General features: G+C 64.0%; 16 protein-coding genes and 1 tRNA gene. 11 read left to right on the forward strand and 6 right to left on the reverse strand.

What is annotated here, in order from left to right; translation table 11 throughout:
• Position 1: 1 nt before the first annotated feature.
• Entirely contained in the window at positions 2 to 790 is a 789-nt protein-coding gene (locus DC366_RS14455) for an inositol monophosphatase family protein (protein WP_108692944.1), read from the forward strand.
• 3 nt (positions 791 to 793) lie between these two features.
• On the opposite strand, the gene DC366_RS14460 is transcribed toward DC366_RS14455, so the two are convergent.
• Genes DC366_RS14460 through putA form a run of 3 tightly spaced genes read right to left on the reverse strand, consistent with a single transcriptional unit; the run spans position 794 to position 5,368 of the window.
• Positions 794 to 1,150, reverse strand: a complete 357-nt coding sequence (locus DC366_RS14460; RefSeq protein ID WP_108692945.1) for a GFA family protein — start codon at positions 1,148 to 1,150, stop codon at positions 794 to 796.
• Positions 1,147 to 1,890 carry a rhomboid family intramembrane serine protease gene (locus DC366_RS14465; RefSeq protein ID WP_108692946.1) on the reverse strand — a complete coding sequence of 248 codons (744 nt, stop codon included), beginning with the start codon at positions 1,888 to 1,890 and terminating at the stop codon, positions 1,147 to 1,149. The genes DC366_RS14460 and DC366_RS14465 overlap by 4 nt, the downstream gene beginning before the upstream one ends.
• Before the next feature lie 46 nt (positions 1,891 to 1,936).
• Complete coding sequence (gene putA, locus DC366_RS14470; protein WP_108692996.1) at positions 1,937 to 5,368, reverse strand: bifunctional proline dehydrogenase/L-glutamate gamma-semialdehyde dehydrogenase PutA; 3,432 nt, start codon at positions 5,366 to 5,368, stop codon at positions 1,937 to 1,939.
• 133 nt (positions 5,369 to 5,501) lie between these two features.
• Between putA and DC366_RS14475 the strand changes: the two genes are divergently transcribed.
• The 10 genes from DC366_RS14475 to tig all read left to right on the forward strand — a co-directional run bounded on the left by DC366_RS14475 (position 5,502) and on the right by tig (position 11,885).
• Entirely contained in the window at positions 5,502 to 5,969 is a 468-nt protein-coding gene (locus tag DC366_RS14475; protein ID WP_108692997.1) for an Lrp/AsnC family transcriptional regulator, read from the forward strand.
• A gap of 47 nt (positions 5,970 to 6,016) precedes the next feature.
• Entirely contained in the window at positions 6,017 to 6,562 is a 546-nt protein-coding gene (locus DC366_RS14480) for a tetratricopeptide repeat protein (RefSeq protein ID WP_108692947.1), read from the forward strand.
• Positions 6,563 to 6,604: 42 nt separating this feature from the next.
• A tRNA-Leu gene (locus DC366_RS14485) sits at positions 6,605 to 6,691 on the forward strand.
• A 388-nt stretch (positions 6,692 to 7,079) separates the two neighbouring features.
• The gene (locus tag DC366_RS14490; RefSeq protein ID WP_243405143.1) at positions 7,080 to 7,373 is read left to right on the forward strand and encodes a hypothetical protein; all 294 of its coding nucleotides are present in this window, start codon (positions 7,080 to 7,082) and stop codon (positions 7,371 to 7,373) included.
• Positions 7,374 to 7,387: 14 nt separating this feature from the next.
• A complete protein-coding gene (locus DC366_RS14495; protein ID WP_108692948.1) occupies positions 7,388 to 7,768 on the forward strand; it encodes a hypothetical protein in 381 nt (126 codons plus the stop codon).
• 13 nt (positions 7,769 to 7,781) lie between these two features.
• Complete coding sequence (locus DC366_RS19940) at positions 7,782 to 7,949, forward strand: hypothetical protein (protein WP_165802920.1); 168 nt, start codon at positions 7,782 to 7,784, stop codon at positions 7,947 to 7,949.
• A 12-nt stretch (positions 7,950 to 7,961) separates the two neighbouring features.
• The gene (locus tag DC366_RS14500; RefSeq protein ID WP_243405144.1) at positions 7,962 to 9,377 is read left to right on the forward strand and encodes an APC family permease; all 1,416 of its coding nucleotides are present in this window, start codon (positions 7,962 to 7,964) and stop codon (positions 9,375 to 9,377) included.
• 56 nt (positions 9,378 to 9,433) lie between these two features.
• Positions 9,434 to 10,150, forward strand: a complete 717-nt coding sequence (locus DC366_RS14505) for a hypothetical protein (RefSeq protein ID WP_108692949.1) — start codon at positions 9,434 to 9,436, stop codon at positions 10,148 to 10,150.
• Positions 10,147 to 10,434 (forward strand): hypothetical protein, encoded by a 288-nt coding sequence (locus DC366_RS14510; RefSeq protein ID WP_108692950.1) that lies wholly within the window; start codon positions 10,147 to 10,149, stop codon positions 10,432 to 10,434. The genes DC366_RS14505 and DC366_RS14510 overlap by 4 nt, the downstream gene beginning before the upstream one ends.
• A 116-nt stretch (positions 10,435 to 10,550) precedes the next feature.
• On the forward strand, positions 10,551 to 11,885 hold the full coding sequence (gene tig / locus DC366_RS14515; RefSeq protein WP_108692951.1) for a trigger factor: 1,335 nt from the start codon (positions 10,551 to 10,553) through the stop codon (positions 11,883 to 11,885).
• Between the two features lie 106 nt (positions 11,886 to 11,991).
• Here the strand turns inward: tig and DC366_RS20315 are convergent, their stop codons facing one another.
• The 3 genes from DC366_RS20315 to metG form a co-directional block, all read right to left on the reverse strand.
• On the reverse strand, positions 11,992 to 12,111 hold the full coding sequence (locus DC366_RS20315) for a putative transporter small subunit (protein WP_243405145.1): 120 nt from the start codon (positions 12,109 to 12,111) through the stop codon (positions 11,992 to 11,994).
• A 37-nt stretch (positions 12,112 to 12,148) separates the two neighbouring features.
• On the reverse strand, positions 12,149 to 13,816 hold the full coding sequence (locus DC366_RS14520) for a sodium:solute symporter family protein (protein WP_108692952.1): 1,668 nt from the start codon (positions 13,814 to 13,816) through the stop codon (positions 12,149 to 12,151).
• 189 nt (positions 13,817 to 14,005) lie between these two features.
• Entirely contained in the window at positions 14,006 to 15,724 is a 1,719-nt protein-coding gene (gene metG, locus DC366_RS14525) for a methionine--tRNA ligase (protein WP_108692953.1), read from the reverse strand.
• Positions 15,725 to 15,796 lie beyond the last annotated feature (72 nt).

The raw sequence follows: 15,796 nt of genomic DNA on the forward strand, positions 1-15,796 counted from the left end.
CATGGCACTCAGCGCAAATCTCAACGTGATGATGAAGGCCGCCCGCAAGGCGGGGCGCGCATTGGCCAAGGATTTCCGCGAGGTCGAGAACCTTCAGGTCAGCATGAAGGGCGCCGGCGATTTCGTCAGCCGCGCCGACATCCAGGCCGAGCAGATCATCAAGTCCGAGCTGATGAACGCGCGCCCCACCTATGGCTGGCTGGCCGAAGAGGGCGGCGAGGAGCCGGGCACCGACCCCACCCGCCGCTGGATCGTCGATCCGCTGGACGGCACCACCAACTTCCTGCACGGCCTCGCGCATTGGGCCGTGTCCATCGCGCTGGAGCACAAGGGCCAGATCGTCGCCGGCGTGGTTTATGACGCCTCCAAGGACGAGCTGTTCTTTGCCGAGAAGGGCGAAGGCGCGTGGATGAACGAATCCCGCCTGCGCGTGTCGGGCCGCGAGAAGCTGATCGAGAGCATTTTTGCCACCGGCCTGCCCTTTGGCGGGCGCAGCGATCTGCCGCATACATTGCAGGATCTGGCGCGGCTCCTGCCTGCCTGCGCGGGCGTGCGCCGCTTTGGCGCGGCCTCGCTGGATCTCGCCTATGTCGCCGCCGGGCGCTATGACGGCTTTTGGGAGCGGCGCCTGCAGCCGTGGGACATGGCCGCGGGCCTTTTGATCGCGCGCGAGGCCGGCGCGCTGGTCGAGCCGATGACCGATGGGCGCGAGATCCTCGATGAGGGCGCAGTGATCTGCGCGAACAACGCCATTTTCGGCAAGTTCGCCGGGATCATCCGAAACCGCTGACAGCTATCGGTCGGACGGGTGGTTGATCCCGTCGACCCAGGCGATATCGCCCAGATCGCGGGGATGCGCGCCCTCCAGCGTGCCCAGGTTGACACCGTATTCATTCGGGTTGGACCGCCTGCGATGGTGCGTATAAATCCCGCAGACCGAGCAGAAGTAATGCTGCGCCGTGCCGGTGCCCCAGGTGTAAAGCGTCAGCTTGTCCGCGCCCTTCACCACCTCGACCCCGTCCAGCGGCGCCGTCACCGCAGCGGCGCCGCGCCGCGCGCAAAAACTGCAATCGCAGCGGCTGGCGGTGTTCAGACCGTCCGTCAGGGTCACGCGCAGCTCTACTGCGCCGCAATGGCATGTCGCTTTCATTTGCGCCTCACTTTCGGGATGCGGGTTTGGGCGTATTGATATGTTGCTGCGGGATGTGGCGGATGTCCATCCGTGCGGCTCCAGAATTGCACCCCGCCCCGGCGCAGCAGGAGCGGCACGGTCAGCACCGCGCCCAGCACGAAACCGCCCGCATGCGCCCAATACGCAACGCCGCCGCTGGTGGTTGGCATCGACAGGCCGCCGAACACCTGAAAGGCGAACCACAGGCCCAGCATGATCCACGCCGGGATCGGCAGGATGCGGAAAAAGACCACGAAGATGATCAGGATATCCACCCTCGCCTTGGGAAACAGCAGCAGATAGCCCCCCATCACCCCGGCGATCGCGCCGGACGCGCCCACCGTCGGCACCAGCGAATAAGGCGCGGACGCCACCTGCGCCAGCGCCGATCCGACACCGCAGAGCAAGTAGAAACCCAGATAGGCCAGATGCCCCATCTCGTCCTCCAGGTTGTCGCCGAATATCCATAGAAACAGCATGTTACCGGCCAGATGCATCCAGCCCCCATGCAGGAACATGGAACTGACAAGCGAGCCGTAGGCATCCGCATGCATCACCCTGGCGGGGATCATGGCCCATTCGACAAAAAACGCATTCAGCGCGCGGGGCTGATCGAAAAGCGGCCAGTAGCTGAGGAAGATCGCGATATTCGCGGCCATCAGGGCGTAGGTCACGTAGGGCGTGCGGCCCGATGGGTTATGATCGCGGATGGGAAACATGGGGCCACGTTGGCCCCATGTTCAGACGCGGTCAAGCGCGGCGCAGTCAGGACGCGCCGCCCAGCAGCGCGGCGTTGCCGCCCGCTGCCGTGGTATCGACGCAGACATGCCGCTCGTTCAGCACGTGGCCCGTATCCGGCAGCCCTGTGATCAGCGGCAGGATCGGCCCGGAGCGCTCGCTCAGCGCCTTGGCATAGGGGCGCGCCGCGGCCTCGTCGCCCCAGAATAGCGCGCCGACAAGCCCCTTGAGCGAGGTCAGCGCCTCGGGCGGGACGGTGCCGTTTGCCTCGACCGCCATACCGCCCAGCGACATCACCGCGCGGGCCTGCGCCTTGGCCGCCTCGCGTCCCGGCCCCATGCAAAGGAGCGGCTTGCGCGCATGGCTGGTCAGGCGGTTGGATTCGCCCGTCGGCCCCGGCATCAGCTGATCCTCGCGCGGCTGCATCTCGACGGTATATGCCTTGTCGAGCGCGGCCTGAATGTTCTTGGCGGACATGATGCCCTCGAAATCGTCCCCCGCCACCGGCGCGGGATGCACCGTGAAACGTGCCAGGTAGTTCGGGCCGCCCGCCTTCGGGCCCGTGCCCGACAGCCCCTCGCCGCCGAAGGGCTGCGAGCCGACGATCGCGCCGATCTGGTTGCGGTTGACATAGATGTTGCCCGCCTGCACCCGCTCGGTCACGTATTGCACGCGGTCGTCGATCCGCGTCATCAGCCCGAAGGTCAGGCCATAGCCGGTGTCGTTGATCGCGTCGATCACGGTGTCCAGCTCGGTCGCGCCGAAGGTGGCCATGTGCAGCACGGGGCCGAACACCTCGCGTTCCAGATCCGCGATACTGTCCACGCGGATCAGAGTGGGGGCGATATAGGTGCCCGCATTCGGCGTCTTCAGCTCGTGAATCAGGCGCCCTTCGGCGCGGGCGGTCTGGATATGCTCGGCGATGCCGGCGCGGGCCGCCTCGTCGATGACCGGGCCGCAATCGGTGCTCAGATCCCAGGGCCGGCCCATGACGACGGCATCCATCGCGCCGGTCAGCATCTTGGTGAAATCCTCGGCGATATCCTCCTGCACATAAAGGCAGCGCAGGGCCGAGCAGCGCTGACCGGCCGATTGGAACGCGCTCTCGATGATCGCCTGCACCGCCTGTTCGGGCAGCGCGGTGCTGTCCACGATCATTGCGTTCAGCCCGCCGGTTTCCGCGATCAGCGGCGCGCCGGGGGCAAGGTTGTCGGCCATCGCCTTGCGGATCTTCATTGCCGTCGCGGTCGAGCCGGTGAAGGCGACGCCGCCGACGCGCGGATCGGATGTCAGCGCCGCGCCCACATCGCCGCCGCCGGGCAGCAGTTGCAGCGCCGCCTCCGGCACGCCGGCCCGGTGCATGAGGCCCACGGCGAAATGCGCGATGATCGGCGTCTGCTCGGCCGGTTTGGACAGGACGGCATTGCCCGCAGCCAGCGCCGCGGCGATCTGGCCGGTGAAGATGGCCAGCGGGAAATTCCACGGGCTGATGCAGGTAAAGGTGCCGACAGCGCCGGTATCGGGCGCATTGGCGCCGTAATAGCGCAGGAAATCAACCGCCTCGCGCAACTCGGCGACCGCGTCCATCTGGGATTTGCCGGCCTCGCGGGCGAGGATGGCGAAAATCTCGCCGTAGTTTTCCTCGTACAGGTCCGCGATCCTGCCGAGCACCTTGCCGCGCTCGGCGGCGGGGGCGTCCCATCTGGCGGCCTTCGACAGCGCCGTTTCGATATCCGCGGCGCTGGCATGGGCGACGGTGCCGGGGCTGCCTGCGGGGTCGGCGGGGTTGGTCACGTCGACCTTTTCCTCGGGCGCGGCCTTGGCCGCCAGACGCGGTGCGGCCTCCCATTTATGGGTGGCAAAGGGCGCGCGGGCGGCCTCGATCGCCTCCAGCGTGGGCTGGTGGCGCAGATCGAAGCCCTTGGAATTCACACGCTCAGGCAGGAAAAGCTCGGGGCCGGTGGCCAGCGGAACGCGCTCTTCCTCGACCAGCTTGAAGGGGTCGGCGGCGACGATTTCGGGCGCGACCTCCTCATCGACGATCTGGTTGACGAAGCTGGAATTCGCGCCGTTCTCCAGCAGGCGGCGCACCAGATAGGCCAGCAGATCGCGATGCGCGCCGACGGGCGCATAGATGCGGCAACGCGTGCCTTCGTTGGCCATGACGATGTCGTGCAGCGCCTCGCCCATGCCATGCAGGCGCTGGAATTCGAACGTCTCCTTGTCGCTCGCCATGTCCAGAACGGCGGCAACCGTATGGGCGTTATGCGTGGCGAATTGCGGATAGATGCGGTCCGTCATCGACAGCAATTTGCGCGCATTGGCGATATAGCTGACATCGGTCGCGGGCTTGGAGGTGAAGACCGGGAAGCCGTCAATACCCTCGACCTGCGCCTGCTTGATCTCGGTGTCCCAATAGGCGCCCTTGACCAGACGCACCATGATGCGGCGGTCCAGTTGCTGCGCAAGGTTGTAGAGGAAATCCAGAACATATCCGGCGCGCTGGCCATAGGCCTGCACGACCACGCCAAAGCCGTCCCATCCGGCCAGCGCGGGTTCGCTCAGCACGGTTTCGATGACGTCCAGCGACAGGGCAAGGCGGTCCGCCTCTTCGGCGTCGATGTTCAGGCCCATTCCGGCGGATTTGGCCAACAGCGCGAGGCTGCGCAGGCGCGGCACCAGAACATCCATCACCTGCTCGCGCTGGGCGACCTCATAGCGCGGGTGCAGCGCCGACAACTTGACCGAGATGCCGGGATTCTTGCGGATGTCGTCATGGGTGCAGGCCTGCGCGATGGCACTGATCGCGCGGGAATAGCTGAGGTGATAGCGCGTCGCGTCCTTGTCAGTGCGCGCGGCCTCGCCCAGCATGTCGTAGGAATAGGTATAACCCTTCTTCTCCATCTTGGCGGCGCGGTCCATGGCGGACTGGATATTCTCGCCCAGCACAAACTGGCGGCCCATTTCCTTCATCGCGCGCGACACGGCGGTGCGGATCACAGGCTCGCCCAGACGCTTCATGGCACTGCGCAGATGGCCGACGGGCCCCTTTTTGTCTTCCTTCAGCACCTTGCCCGTCAGCATGAGCGCCCATGTGGACGCGTTCACCAGGGGCGACGTGGACTGGCCCATATGTTTGCCCCAGTCGCTGGGGGCGATCTTGTCCTCGATCAGCGCGTCGATGGTTTCGGCATCCGGCACACGCAAGAGCGCCTCGGCCAGGCACATCAGCGCGATCCCCTCGTCGGTGGACAGCCCGTATTCGGCCAGAAACACCTCCATCATGCCCGGATCTGACTGCCCGCGAATGTCGCGCACCAGATCGGCGCCGCGTGCGCAGATACGCTTGCGGTCTTCGGGCGACAGGTTCGCCTCGGTCTTGAGACGGGCGATCGTCGTGGGGCCGTCCGCATAGGTTTGCAGATCGATGGCGCGGCGTGCTTCGGTATCATACGGCATGGAGGGCATCCTTTGACAAACGGACCCGTGGGGCCCCCGTGTGAATTGACCCAGCATATCACGGTATGGAAAGGTGATTTTCCTGATCCACGCCGGATTTCAGGTCAGATGGATGGAAAACGAGGCAAAAGCGATGCAAACCGATCTGGATAAGTTCGACAGGGCAATTTTGCGGGTGCTGGCCACGGAGGGGCGCATCAGCATCACCGACCTGGCGCTGCGAATCGGGCTGTCCAAATCGCCCACCCAGGCGCGGTTGCGGCGGCTGGAGGCCGCGCGCGTCATCACCGGGTACCGTGCGATGATCGATCCGATCCGGCTGGGGCTCGATCACGTCAGCTTTGTCGAAGTGCGCCTGACCGACACGCGCGAGGCCGCATTGGCCGAGTTCAACGCCGCCGTGCGCAAGATCCCGGAGATCGAGCAGGTGCATCTGATCGCGGGCAATTTCGACTATCTGATGAAGATCCGTACGCGCAGCATGAACGACTATCGCCAGATGCTGGCCGACCGGATCAGCACCCTGCCGCATGTGGCGGGCACCAGCACCTATGTCGCCATGCAGGCGGTCAAGGAAAACGCGCCCGAAGATGCGATCTGATGCGCTTGTGATTTGACCGCCCGGCGCCGGATGCGCTTAACTGCCCCATGCGATACGCGATCCTTGCCCTTGTCCTGCCGCTGCCCGCGCTGGCGCAGACCTGCCCGGCCCCGCCCGATCACACCGGCGCGCTGCGCGATCTGGTGGCGCAGGCGCAGAAGGCGCCGGACCGCGCGGCCGGAATGGCGGCGTCCGACAAGATGTGGGCGCTGTGGGCCGACGCGCCCGATGCTCAGGCTCAGGAGCTGCTGGATCGCGGCATGGCGCGGCGCGAGGCGCATGACCTGGACGGCGCGATGACGGCATTTCAGGCGCTGGTGGCCTACTGCCCGGATTATGCCGAAGGGTACAATCAGCGCGCTTTCGTCAGTTTCCTGCGCGGCGATTTCGCCGCCGCCCTGCCGGATCTGGACGCGGCCCTTGCCCGCCAGCCCCGGCATGTGGCGGCGCAGGCCGGCAAGGCCCTGACGCTGCATGCGCTGAACCGGCAGGGCGAGGCCGCGCTGGCCTTGCGCGCGGCGCTCACGATGAATCCATGGCTGCCCGAGCGCAGCCTGCTGCCGGCGCTGGAGGCGGGCGAGGACGCCTTGTAACGCTTTACACGGTCGCCACGGCGTTTATGGTCCGCCGGACGTGCGGGCGTGATGGAATGGTAGACATACCAGACTTAAAATCTGTTGGGCCTTGTGCCCGTGTGGGTTCGAGTCCCACCGTCCGCACCAACGACGGCTGCCATGCAAAACGTCGCCCTGGCGCGCCCGCGACTCGCCCCGCTCACAACCGGCCAAAATGCACCTGATCGCGCGCTGAATATCGGCGAAGATTCGCGCAAAACGCCCTGAGCGCGCTGCTGCCAGATTTTTTTTCGAGGGTCATTAAGTTACGTTTTCGCGGCGAAAACTTTACGAAAATTTCCATATTTTCAAGCCGTTTTGCTTGGCGGCGCCCGAAATTTCCGCGCCTCCACACAGGTTTGACGGCGTTTGGCACGGCTTACGTGGGCGTTGACAGGAAACCGGCCTCCGTGCCTTCCTGCGAGGGCAAAGTTTTCACTGCGGCTAAACAATGGCGCGGCGGATGTGCTGCGGATCATCAAAAGAAGGAGTGTCGATGCCCGAACTATCAGAACGCATCAAGAAGATGCATGGACAGGATACCGCCATCGCGTGGTTCTTCGTCATTGGCCTTTGGCTGGCCATCATTTTCGTCGCGATCGCCACCTGGAACCTCGCACCCAGCTCCGGCGCCCGTATCGTCCTGCTGATCGGCGGCGCGACCATCCTGGTGCTCAACACCGCTGCGATCATGGCCATGCTGCGCCATTACAAGGAAGATCGCGATTTCATGTACGGCCTCGACATCAAGTTTCTTGATCTCGCCCGCGCCGAAAAGAAACGCGGCTGAGAGAGGATAGCAGCATGGCAAATTACATCCCCCCCGTCCAAGGCAAGATCAGCCAGATCATCGACGTGATCGTCCTGCTGGTACTGGCCATCGGCGCGCTTTACCTGCCGCTGTTCCTCGGTCTGGCCGGCAGCGCGCAAACCTCCGAAGTGCCCGAAAACGTCACCTGGGACGCGCTCGGGCAGAATGCGACGATGGTCGAGAAGTGGAACGAGCTGGGCTATGCGACCGCCACCGACGCGGCCGAGCTGATCACCTCGCGCTTCGACTACTCCTTTTCGGTCCTCAACCTGCTGGTGATGATCGTCGTCGTGATCGGCTATTATTTCATCGTTCTGCGCTTCTCCGGCAAGGAATACAGCGAAGTCATTTCCGAGAAATTCGGCGACAAGTGAACGGAGACTGAACATGGATATGTGGAACGTCATGGAATACGCGGCCTGGGGTCTTTCGATCATCTTCGGGCTTTATATCGTCATCGACTGGATCAAGACCGACAGCACCTACAGCGAGGAGGAACTGATGTCCTCCCGCGAGGGCGAGCTTGAGGCGATGACCGAAGAACACACACTCTGAACGGGAGCGAACATGTCTGATACGGATATCACGTCCACCGAGATGGACGGTATGGGCCCCGGCGGGACCAAGGTGGGACTGGCGCGCGTTCTGGGACCGGCGCATATCTGGGGCCTCGGCGTCGGGATCGTGCTGGTCGGCGAATACATGGGCTGGAACTTTTCGGTGGGCAAGGGCGGCGCCTATGCCGCGCTGCTGGCCTGCTGGTTCGCGGGGATCCTTTATTCCTGCGTTGCGATGATCGACAGCGAGGTGACATCGACCGTCGCCGCCGCGGGCGGGCAGTACACGCAGGCCAAGCATATCATCGGTCCGCTGATGGCCTTCAATGTCGGGCTTTATCTGGTTTTCGCCTATACGATGCTGGAGGCGGCGAATGCGATCACCTTCGGTTTCCTCATTGATACGGTGGCGGGGATGACGGGCCACGAGGGGCTGGACCAGAGGCCGTTCATCATCCTGGCGATCATGTTCCTGGCGTGGCTGAACTATCGCGGCGTTCTGGCGACACTGACCTTTAGCCTTGTGATCACGGCCTTCGCGTTCTGCGCGATCATCGCGCTTTTCCTGACAACGGCGGTCTTCATGTCCGACAGCCCGCTGCGCCATGCCGAGCTGATGACGGACCTGCCTTACGGCTGGCTGGGCGTGATTGCGGCGATGCATTTCGGCCTGTGGTACTACCTCGGGATCGAAGGCACCTGCCAGGCCGCCGAGGAGGTCCGCTCGCCCGCGCGCTCGCTGCCCTTCGGCACGCTGGCCGGGATCATGACGCTGCTGATCGCGGCGACGCTGACATGGTATGTCTGCGTCGGACTGATGCCGTGGGAGTATCTGGGACAGGCGGGCGTGCCGCTCTTTGATGCCGCGCGCATGTCGGGATCGGTGACGCTGATGGTGCTTCTGGGGATCGGCACGATGTTCGCCACGCTGGCCTCGGCCAATGGCTGCATCAACGATGCCAGCCGCGCGTGGTTTGCCATGGGGCGCGACCACTACCTGCCCGACTGGTTCGGCGCGGTGCATCCCAAGTTCCGCACGCCTTACCGCGCGATCATCTTCCTCGTGCCGATCGCGTTGATCTTTGCGCTGGGGGCGCCGCTGGACCAGGTCATCACCTTCTCGATCCTGTCGGGTCTGCTGGGATACACCTTCATGCCGCTGAACGTGATCCTTTTCCGCCGCAAATGGCCGGTGGACACGATCAAGCGGGGCTATGAGCATCCGTTCCACCCGATCCCGGCGATCATCCTGCTGTGCCTGTGCGGGGTCACGTTCTTTGCCGTGTTCCTGGGATATGGCTCTCAGCTGGTGGCGATGCTGTCCTTCTACATCATCGTGTCGCTGTGGTTCCACTTCTGGCGCTATCGCTTCGTGCGCCGGGCGGCGCAGTTCACCATGCCCTGGCCGCGGCCCAAAGGCTACTGAGCGACCAGACGCAGACCGGCCCGCCCCTTCGGCGGGCCGGATCGCCTCATGGGGGAATGATGGACCGATTTCTGACAGGTGCGATACTGATTGCCGCCGCGGCGCTGCTGGTGCTGCTCTGGCGGCATCTGAGCCGCGCCTCGGCCGAGCGGATCGCGCAGCGCGCCGGGTATCTGGACGCCTGCCGCCCCTTGCTGGAGCGTCCGCGCATGGGCCGCGGGAGCAGCGGCTTTGCCCGGCTCGCAGGGCAGTATGACGGCATCGAGGCCGACATCCAGACGCTGCCCGACACGCTGACCTTTCGCAAACTGCCCGCGCTGTGGGTTCTGGTGACGCTGCCCGGCCCGTTGCCGGTGGACGCGACGATGAACCTGATGATCCGCCCCACCGGGGTCGAGCCGTTCTCGCGCTTTCACACCCTGACGCATCAGCTGGACCGCCCCGAGGGCTTTCCCGAGGATTGCGCGATCCGCACCGACAGCCGCGCAAACGTGCCGCCCGAGGATCTGGTGCGCGCACATCTGTCCATCTTCGACGATCCGCGCGTCAAGGAACTGGTGATCTCGCCCAAGGGCGTGCGGATCGTGTTCCTGGCCGAAGAAGCGCAGCGCAGCCGCTACCTGATCTATCGCGACGCGGAAATGGGGACCGCGCCACTGGCCCCCGAACTGCTGCGCCCCAAGCTGGACGCGCTGATCGCGCTGCGCGCCGACATCATCGCCGGCGCGCGGACCGATGACGCCGCCGCGCCCCTGCAGGAGATGCGCGCATGAACATCGTCACACGCCCGCCGGCCAATCCCTACCTAGTGCTGCTCGCCGCGATCGTCCTGCCGGGCAGCGGCCAGGTGATGAACCGCCAGCCGGTGCGCGGCCTGATCTTTCTTTTCTTCATCCTGCTGCTGGGGGGCTACACGCTTCAGACCGCGGCGCCGGACGTGTCGATTGTCGGCAAGCTGGCGGGCGGGCTTTTTGTCTATGCGATGGCGATCTTCGATGCCTACAAGACGGCGCGCGTGCGCCATGCCGTCTGGGCCGCCACCCGGCGCACCGCCTGAGCCATGCGCCGCGCCAAGATCGCGCTTGCGCCGCGCCCCCCGCACCCCTAGAAAGCGCTTGATTTTGACCGCTGCGGACGCCTCCGCGGCCCGATTGCAATGGATAAGGACGAACAATGCAGGTCACCGAGACCCAGAACGAAGGCCTCAAGCGCGCCTATAAAATGCTCCTCACCGCTCAGGAGCTGGACGCGAAGGTTATCGAAAAGCTGAAAGAAGCGCAGCCCGAAGTGGAAATGAAGGGCTTTCGCAAGGGCAAGGTGCCGCTTGCGCTGCTGAAAAAGCAGTTCGGTCAGCGCGTCATGGGCGAGGCCATGCAAGAGGCCGTCGATGAGGCCATGAAGGGCCATTTCGAGGAAAAGGGCGAGCGCCCCGCCGCCGTGCCTGCCATGAAGATGACCAACGAGGACTGGAAAGAGGGCGACGACGTCGAGGTCGAGATGTCCTACGAGGCACTGCCCGAGATCCCCGATCTGGACCTGTCCAAGATCAAGCTGGAGCGCCTGAAAGTTGTTCCCGATGACGAGGCCGTGGACGAGGCGCTGAAGAATCTCGCGTCGAACGCGCAGGATTTCGAGGACCGCAAGAAAGGCTCCAAGGCCAAGGACGGCGATCAGGTCACGATGGATTTCGTCGGCAAGGTCGACGGCGAGGCGTTCGAGGGCGGCTCGGCCGAGGATTATCCGCTGGTGCTGGGCTCCAGCAGCTTCATCCCCGGCTTCGAAGAGCAGCTGGTCGGCGTCAAGGAGGGCGAGGAAAAGGACGTTACCGTCAATTTCCCCGAGGATTACCAGGCCGAGCATCTGGCCGGCAAGGAAGCCGTCTTCTCCTGCACCATCAAGGCGGTGAAGGCCCCCAAGGATGCCGAGATCGACGACGAGCTGGCCAAGAAATTCGGCGCCGAGGATCTGGATGCCCTCAAGGGCCAGATCCGCGAGCGGCTGGAGGCCGAGTATGGCAGCGCCGCCCGCGCCGTGATGAAGCGCGCGATGCTGGACGAGCTGGACAAGATGGTCAGCTTCGATCTGCCCCCCTCGATGGTCGAGCAGGAAGCCAAGCAGATCGCGCATCAGCTGTGGCATGACGACAACCCCGAGGTTCAGGGCCACGATCACCCCGAGATCGAGACGACCGACGAGCACACCAAGCTGGCCGAGCGCCGCGTGCGTCTGGGCCTGCTGCTGGCCGAGCTGGGCCAGCGCGCCGAGATCCAGGTGACCGATCAGGAAATGACGCAGGCCATCATGGAGCAGGCCCGCCAGTATCCCGGGCAGGAGCGTCAGTTCTTTGAGTTCATCCAGCAGAACCAGCAGATGCAGCAGCAGATGCGCGCGCCGATCTTCGAGGACAAGGTCATCGACTATGTCGCCGAGCAGGCCAAAGTGACCGAAAAGGAAGTCACCAAGGCGGATCTGGAGAAAGAGATCGAGAAGCTGGACGAAGAGGCGTAAGCGCCTTCCAGACTTGCGAAATCGTAAAGAGCGGGCCGATCCGGCCCGCTCTTTTGCATTTTATGCCCTCGCGCTTGGGCGCGGGGTGGCTCACAGGCGAAACGCTTTAGACGACCTTGCGGCCCTCCGCCCTGGCCTCGCGCAATTCGCGCATGAAGGTGATGACGATGACCGCCAGGACGATGGCCGAGATCGCCGGCCAGATCAGGATGTAGAATGTCAGCATCTTGTCTTTCCTTTTGTGGTGGACATGCGCATCGGTATCAGGTCTCGGTCGCGCGCACGGCTTCTTCGGGGGTCGGCGCGTCGAAATGGGTGACGCGCTGGGCGATCAGGTCAAAATCGAACCGCTCGTTACGCATCAGGCTGATCAGGGTGCACAGGATCGCGCTGGTGCCGTAAGCGGTCAGCGATCCCAGAAGCACGGTATAATCCCGCAGGAACCCGGTGAAGTAGATGGCGCAGGCGATGGCGCCGATCACCCCGATCACCAGCCCCGCGATGCGTCCGAAGAACCCGAATGCCATCAGGCCGAGCACGACACCGCCCCCGACCGCCGCGATCAGCTCGAACGTGCCGCCGATGATGCCGGTCATCGGCAACAGCTCGAACCGGACAATCGTGAAGAGCAGCAGCGCGATGACCACCGACCACACGAAGGCCGGGCCGGTGACGCGGTTCCAGAAGCAGCTGACGATCACGGGGAACACGATCGCCCCCCAGAGCGCGCCGACAAAGACCAGCATCACCAGGATATCGAGCGAGAAGCTGGCAAAGATCAGACCGGCCACCGTCGCGACGATCATCGTGATCCGCCCCAGCAGCAGCATGCGGCGCGGATCGGGGTTGCCCTTGGCCAGGTTGCGGCCATAGATGTCGGTCATCATGATCGCCGACAGCGCCGAGAGGTCCGAATCCGCCGTCGAGGACAGCGAGCCGATCACAAGGATGAAAAACAGCGCGATCATCACCGGCGGCAGATAGCCCGACGCCATCTGCGGGATGATGTTGTTGACGTCGCCGTCATAGGGCACGACGCCCAGCAACAGCGCCATCAGCCCCAGCATCCCCAGCCCGATCACGATTGATCCGTAGCCCAGCGTCGCGGTGATAAAAGTGGACTTGATCAGATCCTGTCGCACCGCGAACAGGCGCTGCGCGATGGTCTGGTTGCCGATGGCATAGGCCAGAACCGCCACGAAGAATGGCGCGCCCTGTTCAAGGATCGCGGTCATGGAGAAGAAATTCGCCTGCTCTTCGGTGATGCGGGAGAAACCGGCGCTCAGCGCCTCGCTGCCGCCCGCGCTGAAATAGACCCAAGGGATGATGACCACGGCGATCGACATCATTGCCACCACCTGCGCGAAATCGGTCAGGATCGAGGCGCGGAACCCCGACCAGAGTGTATAGGACAACACCCCGATCCCGGCGATCAGCACGCCGGTCTGGAACGACAGCGGCGACAGCACCGACACCAGCGCGCCCGCCGCAGTAAAGTTGACCATCAGGCTGATGAGACTGCCCAAAAGGTTCGACACCGCCAGGATCAGCTGGCTGCCCGACCCGTGGCGCGCTTGCATGACCTCGGCCAGCGTATGCGCGTTGGGCGCCAGCTTGCGAAACCGCAGGCCGAAGGGGTAGATGAAGAGGATCATCAAGGCCCCCCAGAAGCCGTAATGCATCGGCCCCGACAGCCCGTAATTGTAGCCCGAGATCGCGGCGCCATAGAAGGACGCGGCCCAGATCCACGTCGCCGTCATGCTGGCGGCGGAAATGCCAAAGCCCACCTTGCCGCTGGACACCATGAACCCATCGACATTTTCCTTCTTCTTGTTGACGAAGGTCGACATGAAAAAGGTGCCGCCGTAAAACGCCACCAATAGCAATATCACCGTGATCGACGAGAATTGATAGAATGCCGGATCTGTCATGGATGCCTGTCCCTCTTTTTTTCCGTCCTCGCGGGCACGCCCCTGCGTGCAGGGGCGAAGCGGCTGTCACCCGCGGGCGTTTAGCATTTTGCCTTTAATTCATCCTACACGATAGAAATCGACCGGCAAGAAAAAGGTCCCGAGCCTCAATGGGATGGGCAGCCGCACGCTTGGCGGCTGCGCTCCCTGTCAGTCCCTCACACCCGAAAACCGCGCCTGCCAGTCCTCGCGCTGCGTGTCGGTGATCTTGGTAAAAGCCACCTCCGGCACGGTAAAGGCATGGCCGGGTTTCAGCATGCCCAAGGCGGCGGGCACGTCATCGGGCCAGCTGTCATCGCCTGTTTGCATCGCCGCCAGCATGTCGGCGGCGGCATCGGGCACGAAGGGCGCGCTCAGCACCGCGTAGAGCCGCACAAGGTTCAGCGCCAGCCGGATCTGCGCGGCGGCCTTGTCCGGGTCCGTCTTGAACGTGGTCCAAGGCGCGACCGATTGCAGGTATTCGTTGCCCGCCACCCAGATCCCGCGCAATTCAGCCGCGGATTTGCGCACATCCATCGCCTCCATGTGGCGCTCGTAGGCGCGCACGCGGGTTGTCATGCTCTCGATCAGGGCGTGCTCTTCGGGGCCGAACTCGCCCGCGTCCGGCACCGCCTCGCCAAATTTGGAGCGGCAGAACTTGGTCACGCGGCTGACGAAATTGCCCAGAACGTCGGCGAGATCCTTGTTCACCGAGGTCTGGAAATTTTCCCACGTGAATTCGGAATCCGAGCTTTCGGGCGCATGGCTCAGCAGCCACCAGCGCCAGTAATCGGGCGGCAGGATGTCCAGCGCCTGGTCCATGAACACACCGCGTCCCTGCGACGTGCTGAACTGGCCGCCGTCATAATTGAGGTAGTTGAACGACTTGATGTAATCGACCAGCTTCCACGGCTCGCCGCTGCCCAGAATGGTGGCCGGAAAGCTAAGCGTATGAAACGGCACGTTATCCTTGCCCATGAATTGCGTATAACGCACGTCATCGGCGCCCTTGTCGGTGCGCCACCAGCGCTGCCATGCGGCATCATTCAGCCCGTTGGCCTCGGCCCATTCGCCGGCGCAGGCGATGTATTCGATGGGCGCGTCGAACCAGACGTAGAATACCTTGCCCTCCATCCCCGGCCACGGCTTATCCCCGCGCCGCACCGGAATGCCCCAGTCCAGATCGCGGGTGATGCCCCGGTCCTGCAACCCGTCGCCATCGTTCAGCCACTTGCGCGCGATGGACGTGGTCAGCAGCGGCCAGTCCTCCTTGCTGTCGATCCACGCGTTCAGTTGGTCGCGCATCCCGGCCTGCATCAGGTAAAGATGCTTGGTCTCGCGCACCTCCAGATCGGTCGAGCCGGAAATGGCGCTGCGCGGCTCGATCAGGTCGGTGGGGTCCAGCTGCTTGGTGCAATTCTCGCACTGGTCGCCGCGCGCCTTGTCATAGCCGCAGTTGGGGCAGGTGCCCTCGATATAGCGGTCGGGCAGGAAGCGGCCATCGGCGATGGAATAGACCTGTGCCTCAACGACCTCGCGGATCAGGCCATTGTCGGCCAGCTTTGCGGCAAAATGCTGCGTCAGCGCATGGTTCTGCGGGCTGGAGGAGCGTCCGAAATGGTCGAAACTCAGGCGAAAGCCGCGCGCGATTTCGGCCTGCACCTGATGCATCTCGGCGCAGTATTCGGCGACGGGCTTGCCCGCCTTCTTGGCGGCCAGCTCGGCGGGGGTGCCATGCTCGTCGGTGGCGCAGAGGAACAATACCTCGTTGCCGCGCCCGCGCTGGTAGCGCGCATAGAGATCGGCAGGAAGCTGGCTGCCCACCAGATTTCCCAGATGCTTGATCCCGTTGATATACGGGATTGCCGATGTGATCAGATGCCGTGCCATGTCGCCCCTCGTTCAAACGCGTGGGCCTGCTTTAGCGCAAGCGCCCCAGCGTTGCCAGTGGGTTGGCGATAC

Source organism: Pelagivirga sediminicola, assembly GCF_003072125.1.
In the GTDB taxonomy this organism is placed as follows: Bacteria; Pseudomonadota; Alphaproteobacteria; order Rhodobacterales; family Rhodobacteraceae; genus Roseovarius; species Roseovarius sediminicola.

Coding starts and splice junctions, on each gene's coding strand:
- DC366_RS14465 (WP_108692946.1), bottom strand. CDS start 1,890: ATGTTTCCCATCCGCGATCATAACCCATCGGGCCGCACGCCCTACGTG.
- metG (WP_108692953.1), bottom strand. CDS start 15,724: ATGGCACGGCATCTGATCACATCGGCAATCCCGTATATCAACGGGATC.
- DC366_RS14520 (WP_108692952.1), bottom strand. CDS start 13,816: ATGACAGATCCGGCATTCTATCAATTCTCGTCGATCACGGTGATATTG.
- DC366_RS14480 (WP_108692947.1), top strand. CDS start 6,017: ATGCGATACGCGATCCTTGCCCTTGTCCTGCCGCTGCCCGCGCTGGCG.
- DC366_RS14475 (WP_108692997.1), top strand. CDS start 5,502: ATGCAAACCGATCTGGATAAGTTCGACAGGGCAATTTTGCGGGTGCTG.
- DC366_RS19940 (WP_165802920.1), top strand. CDS start 7,782: ATGGATATGTGGAACGTCATGGAATACGCGGCCTGGGGTCTTTCGATC.
- DC366_RS14460 (WP_108692945.1), bottom strand. CDS start 1,150: ATGAAAGCGACATGCCATTGCGGCGCAGTAGAGCTGCGCGTGACCCTG.
- DC366_RS20315 (WP_243405145.1), bottom strand. CDS start 12,111: ATGCTGACATTCTACATCCTGATCTGGCCGGCGATCTCGGCCATCGTC.
- putA (WP_108692996.1), bottom strand. CDS start 5,368: ATGCCGTATGATACCGAAGCACGCCGCGCCATCGATCTGCAAACCTAT.
- DC366_RS14495 (WP_108692948.1), top strand. CDS start 7,388: ATGGCAAATTACATCCCCCCCGTCCAAGGCAAGATCAGCCAGATCATC.
- DC366_RS14455 (WP_108692944.1), top strand. CDS start 2: ATGGCACTCAGCGCAAATCTCAACGTGATGATGAAGGCCGCCCGCAAG.
- DC366_RS14505 (WP_108692949.1), top strand. CDS start 9,434: ATGATGGACCGATTTCTGACAGGTGCGATACTGATTGCCGCCGCGGCG.
- DC366_RS14500 (WP_243405144.1), top strand. CDS start 7,962: ATGTCTGATACGGATATCACGTCCACCGAGATGGACGGTATGGGCCCC.
- tig (WP_108692951.1), top strand. CDS start 10,551: ATGCAGGTCACCGAGACCCAGAACGAAGGCCTCAAGCGCGCCTATAAA.
- DC366_RS14510 (WP_108692950.1), top strand. CDS start 10,147: ATGAACATCGTCACACGCCCGCCGGCCAATCCCTACCTAGTGCTGCTC.
- DC366_RS14490 (WP_243405143.1), top strand. CDS start 7,080: ATGCCCGAACTATCAGAACGCATCAAGAAGATGCATGGACAGGATACC.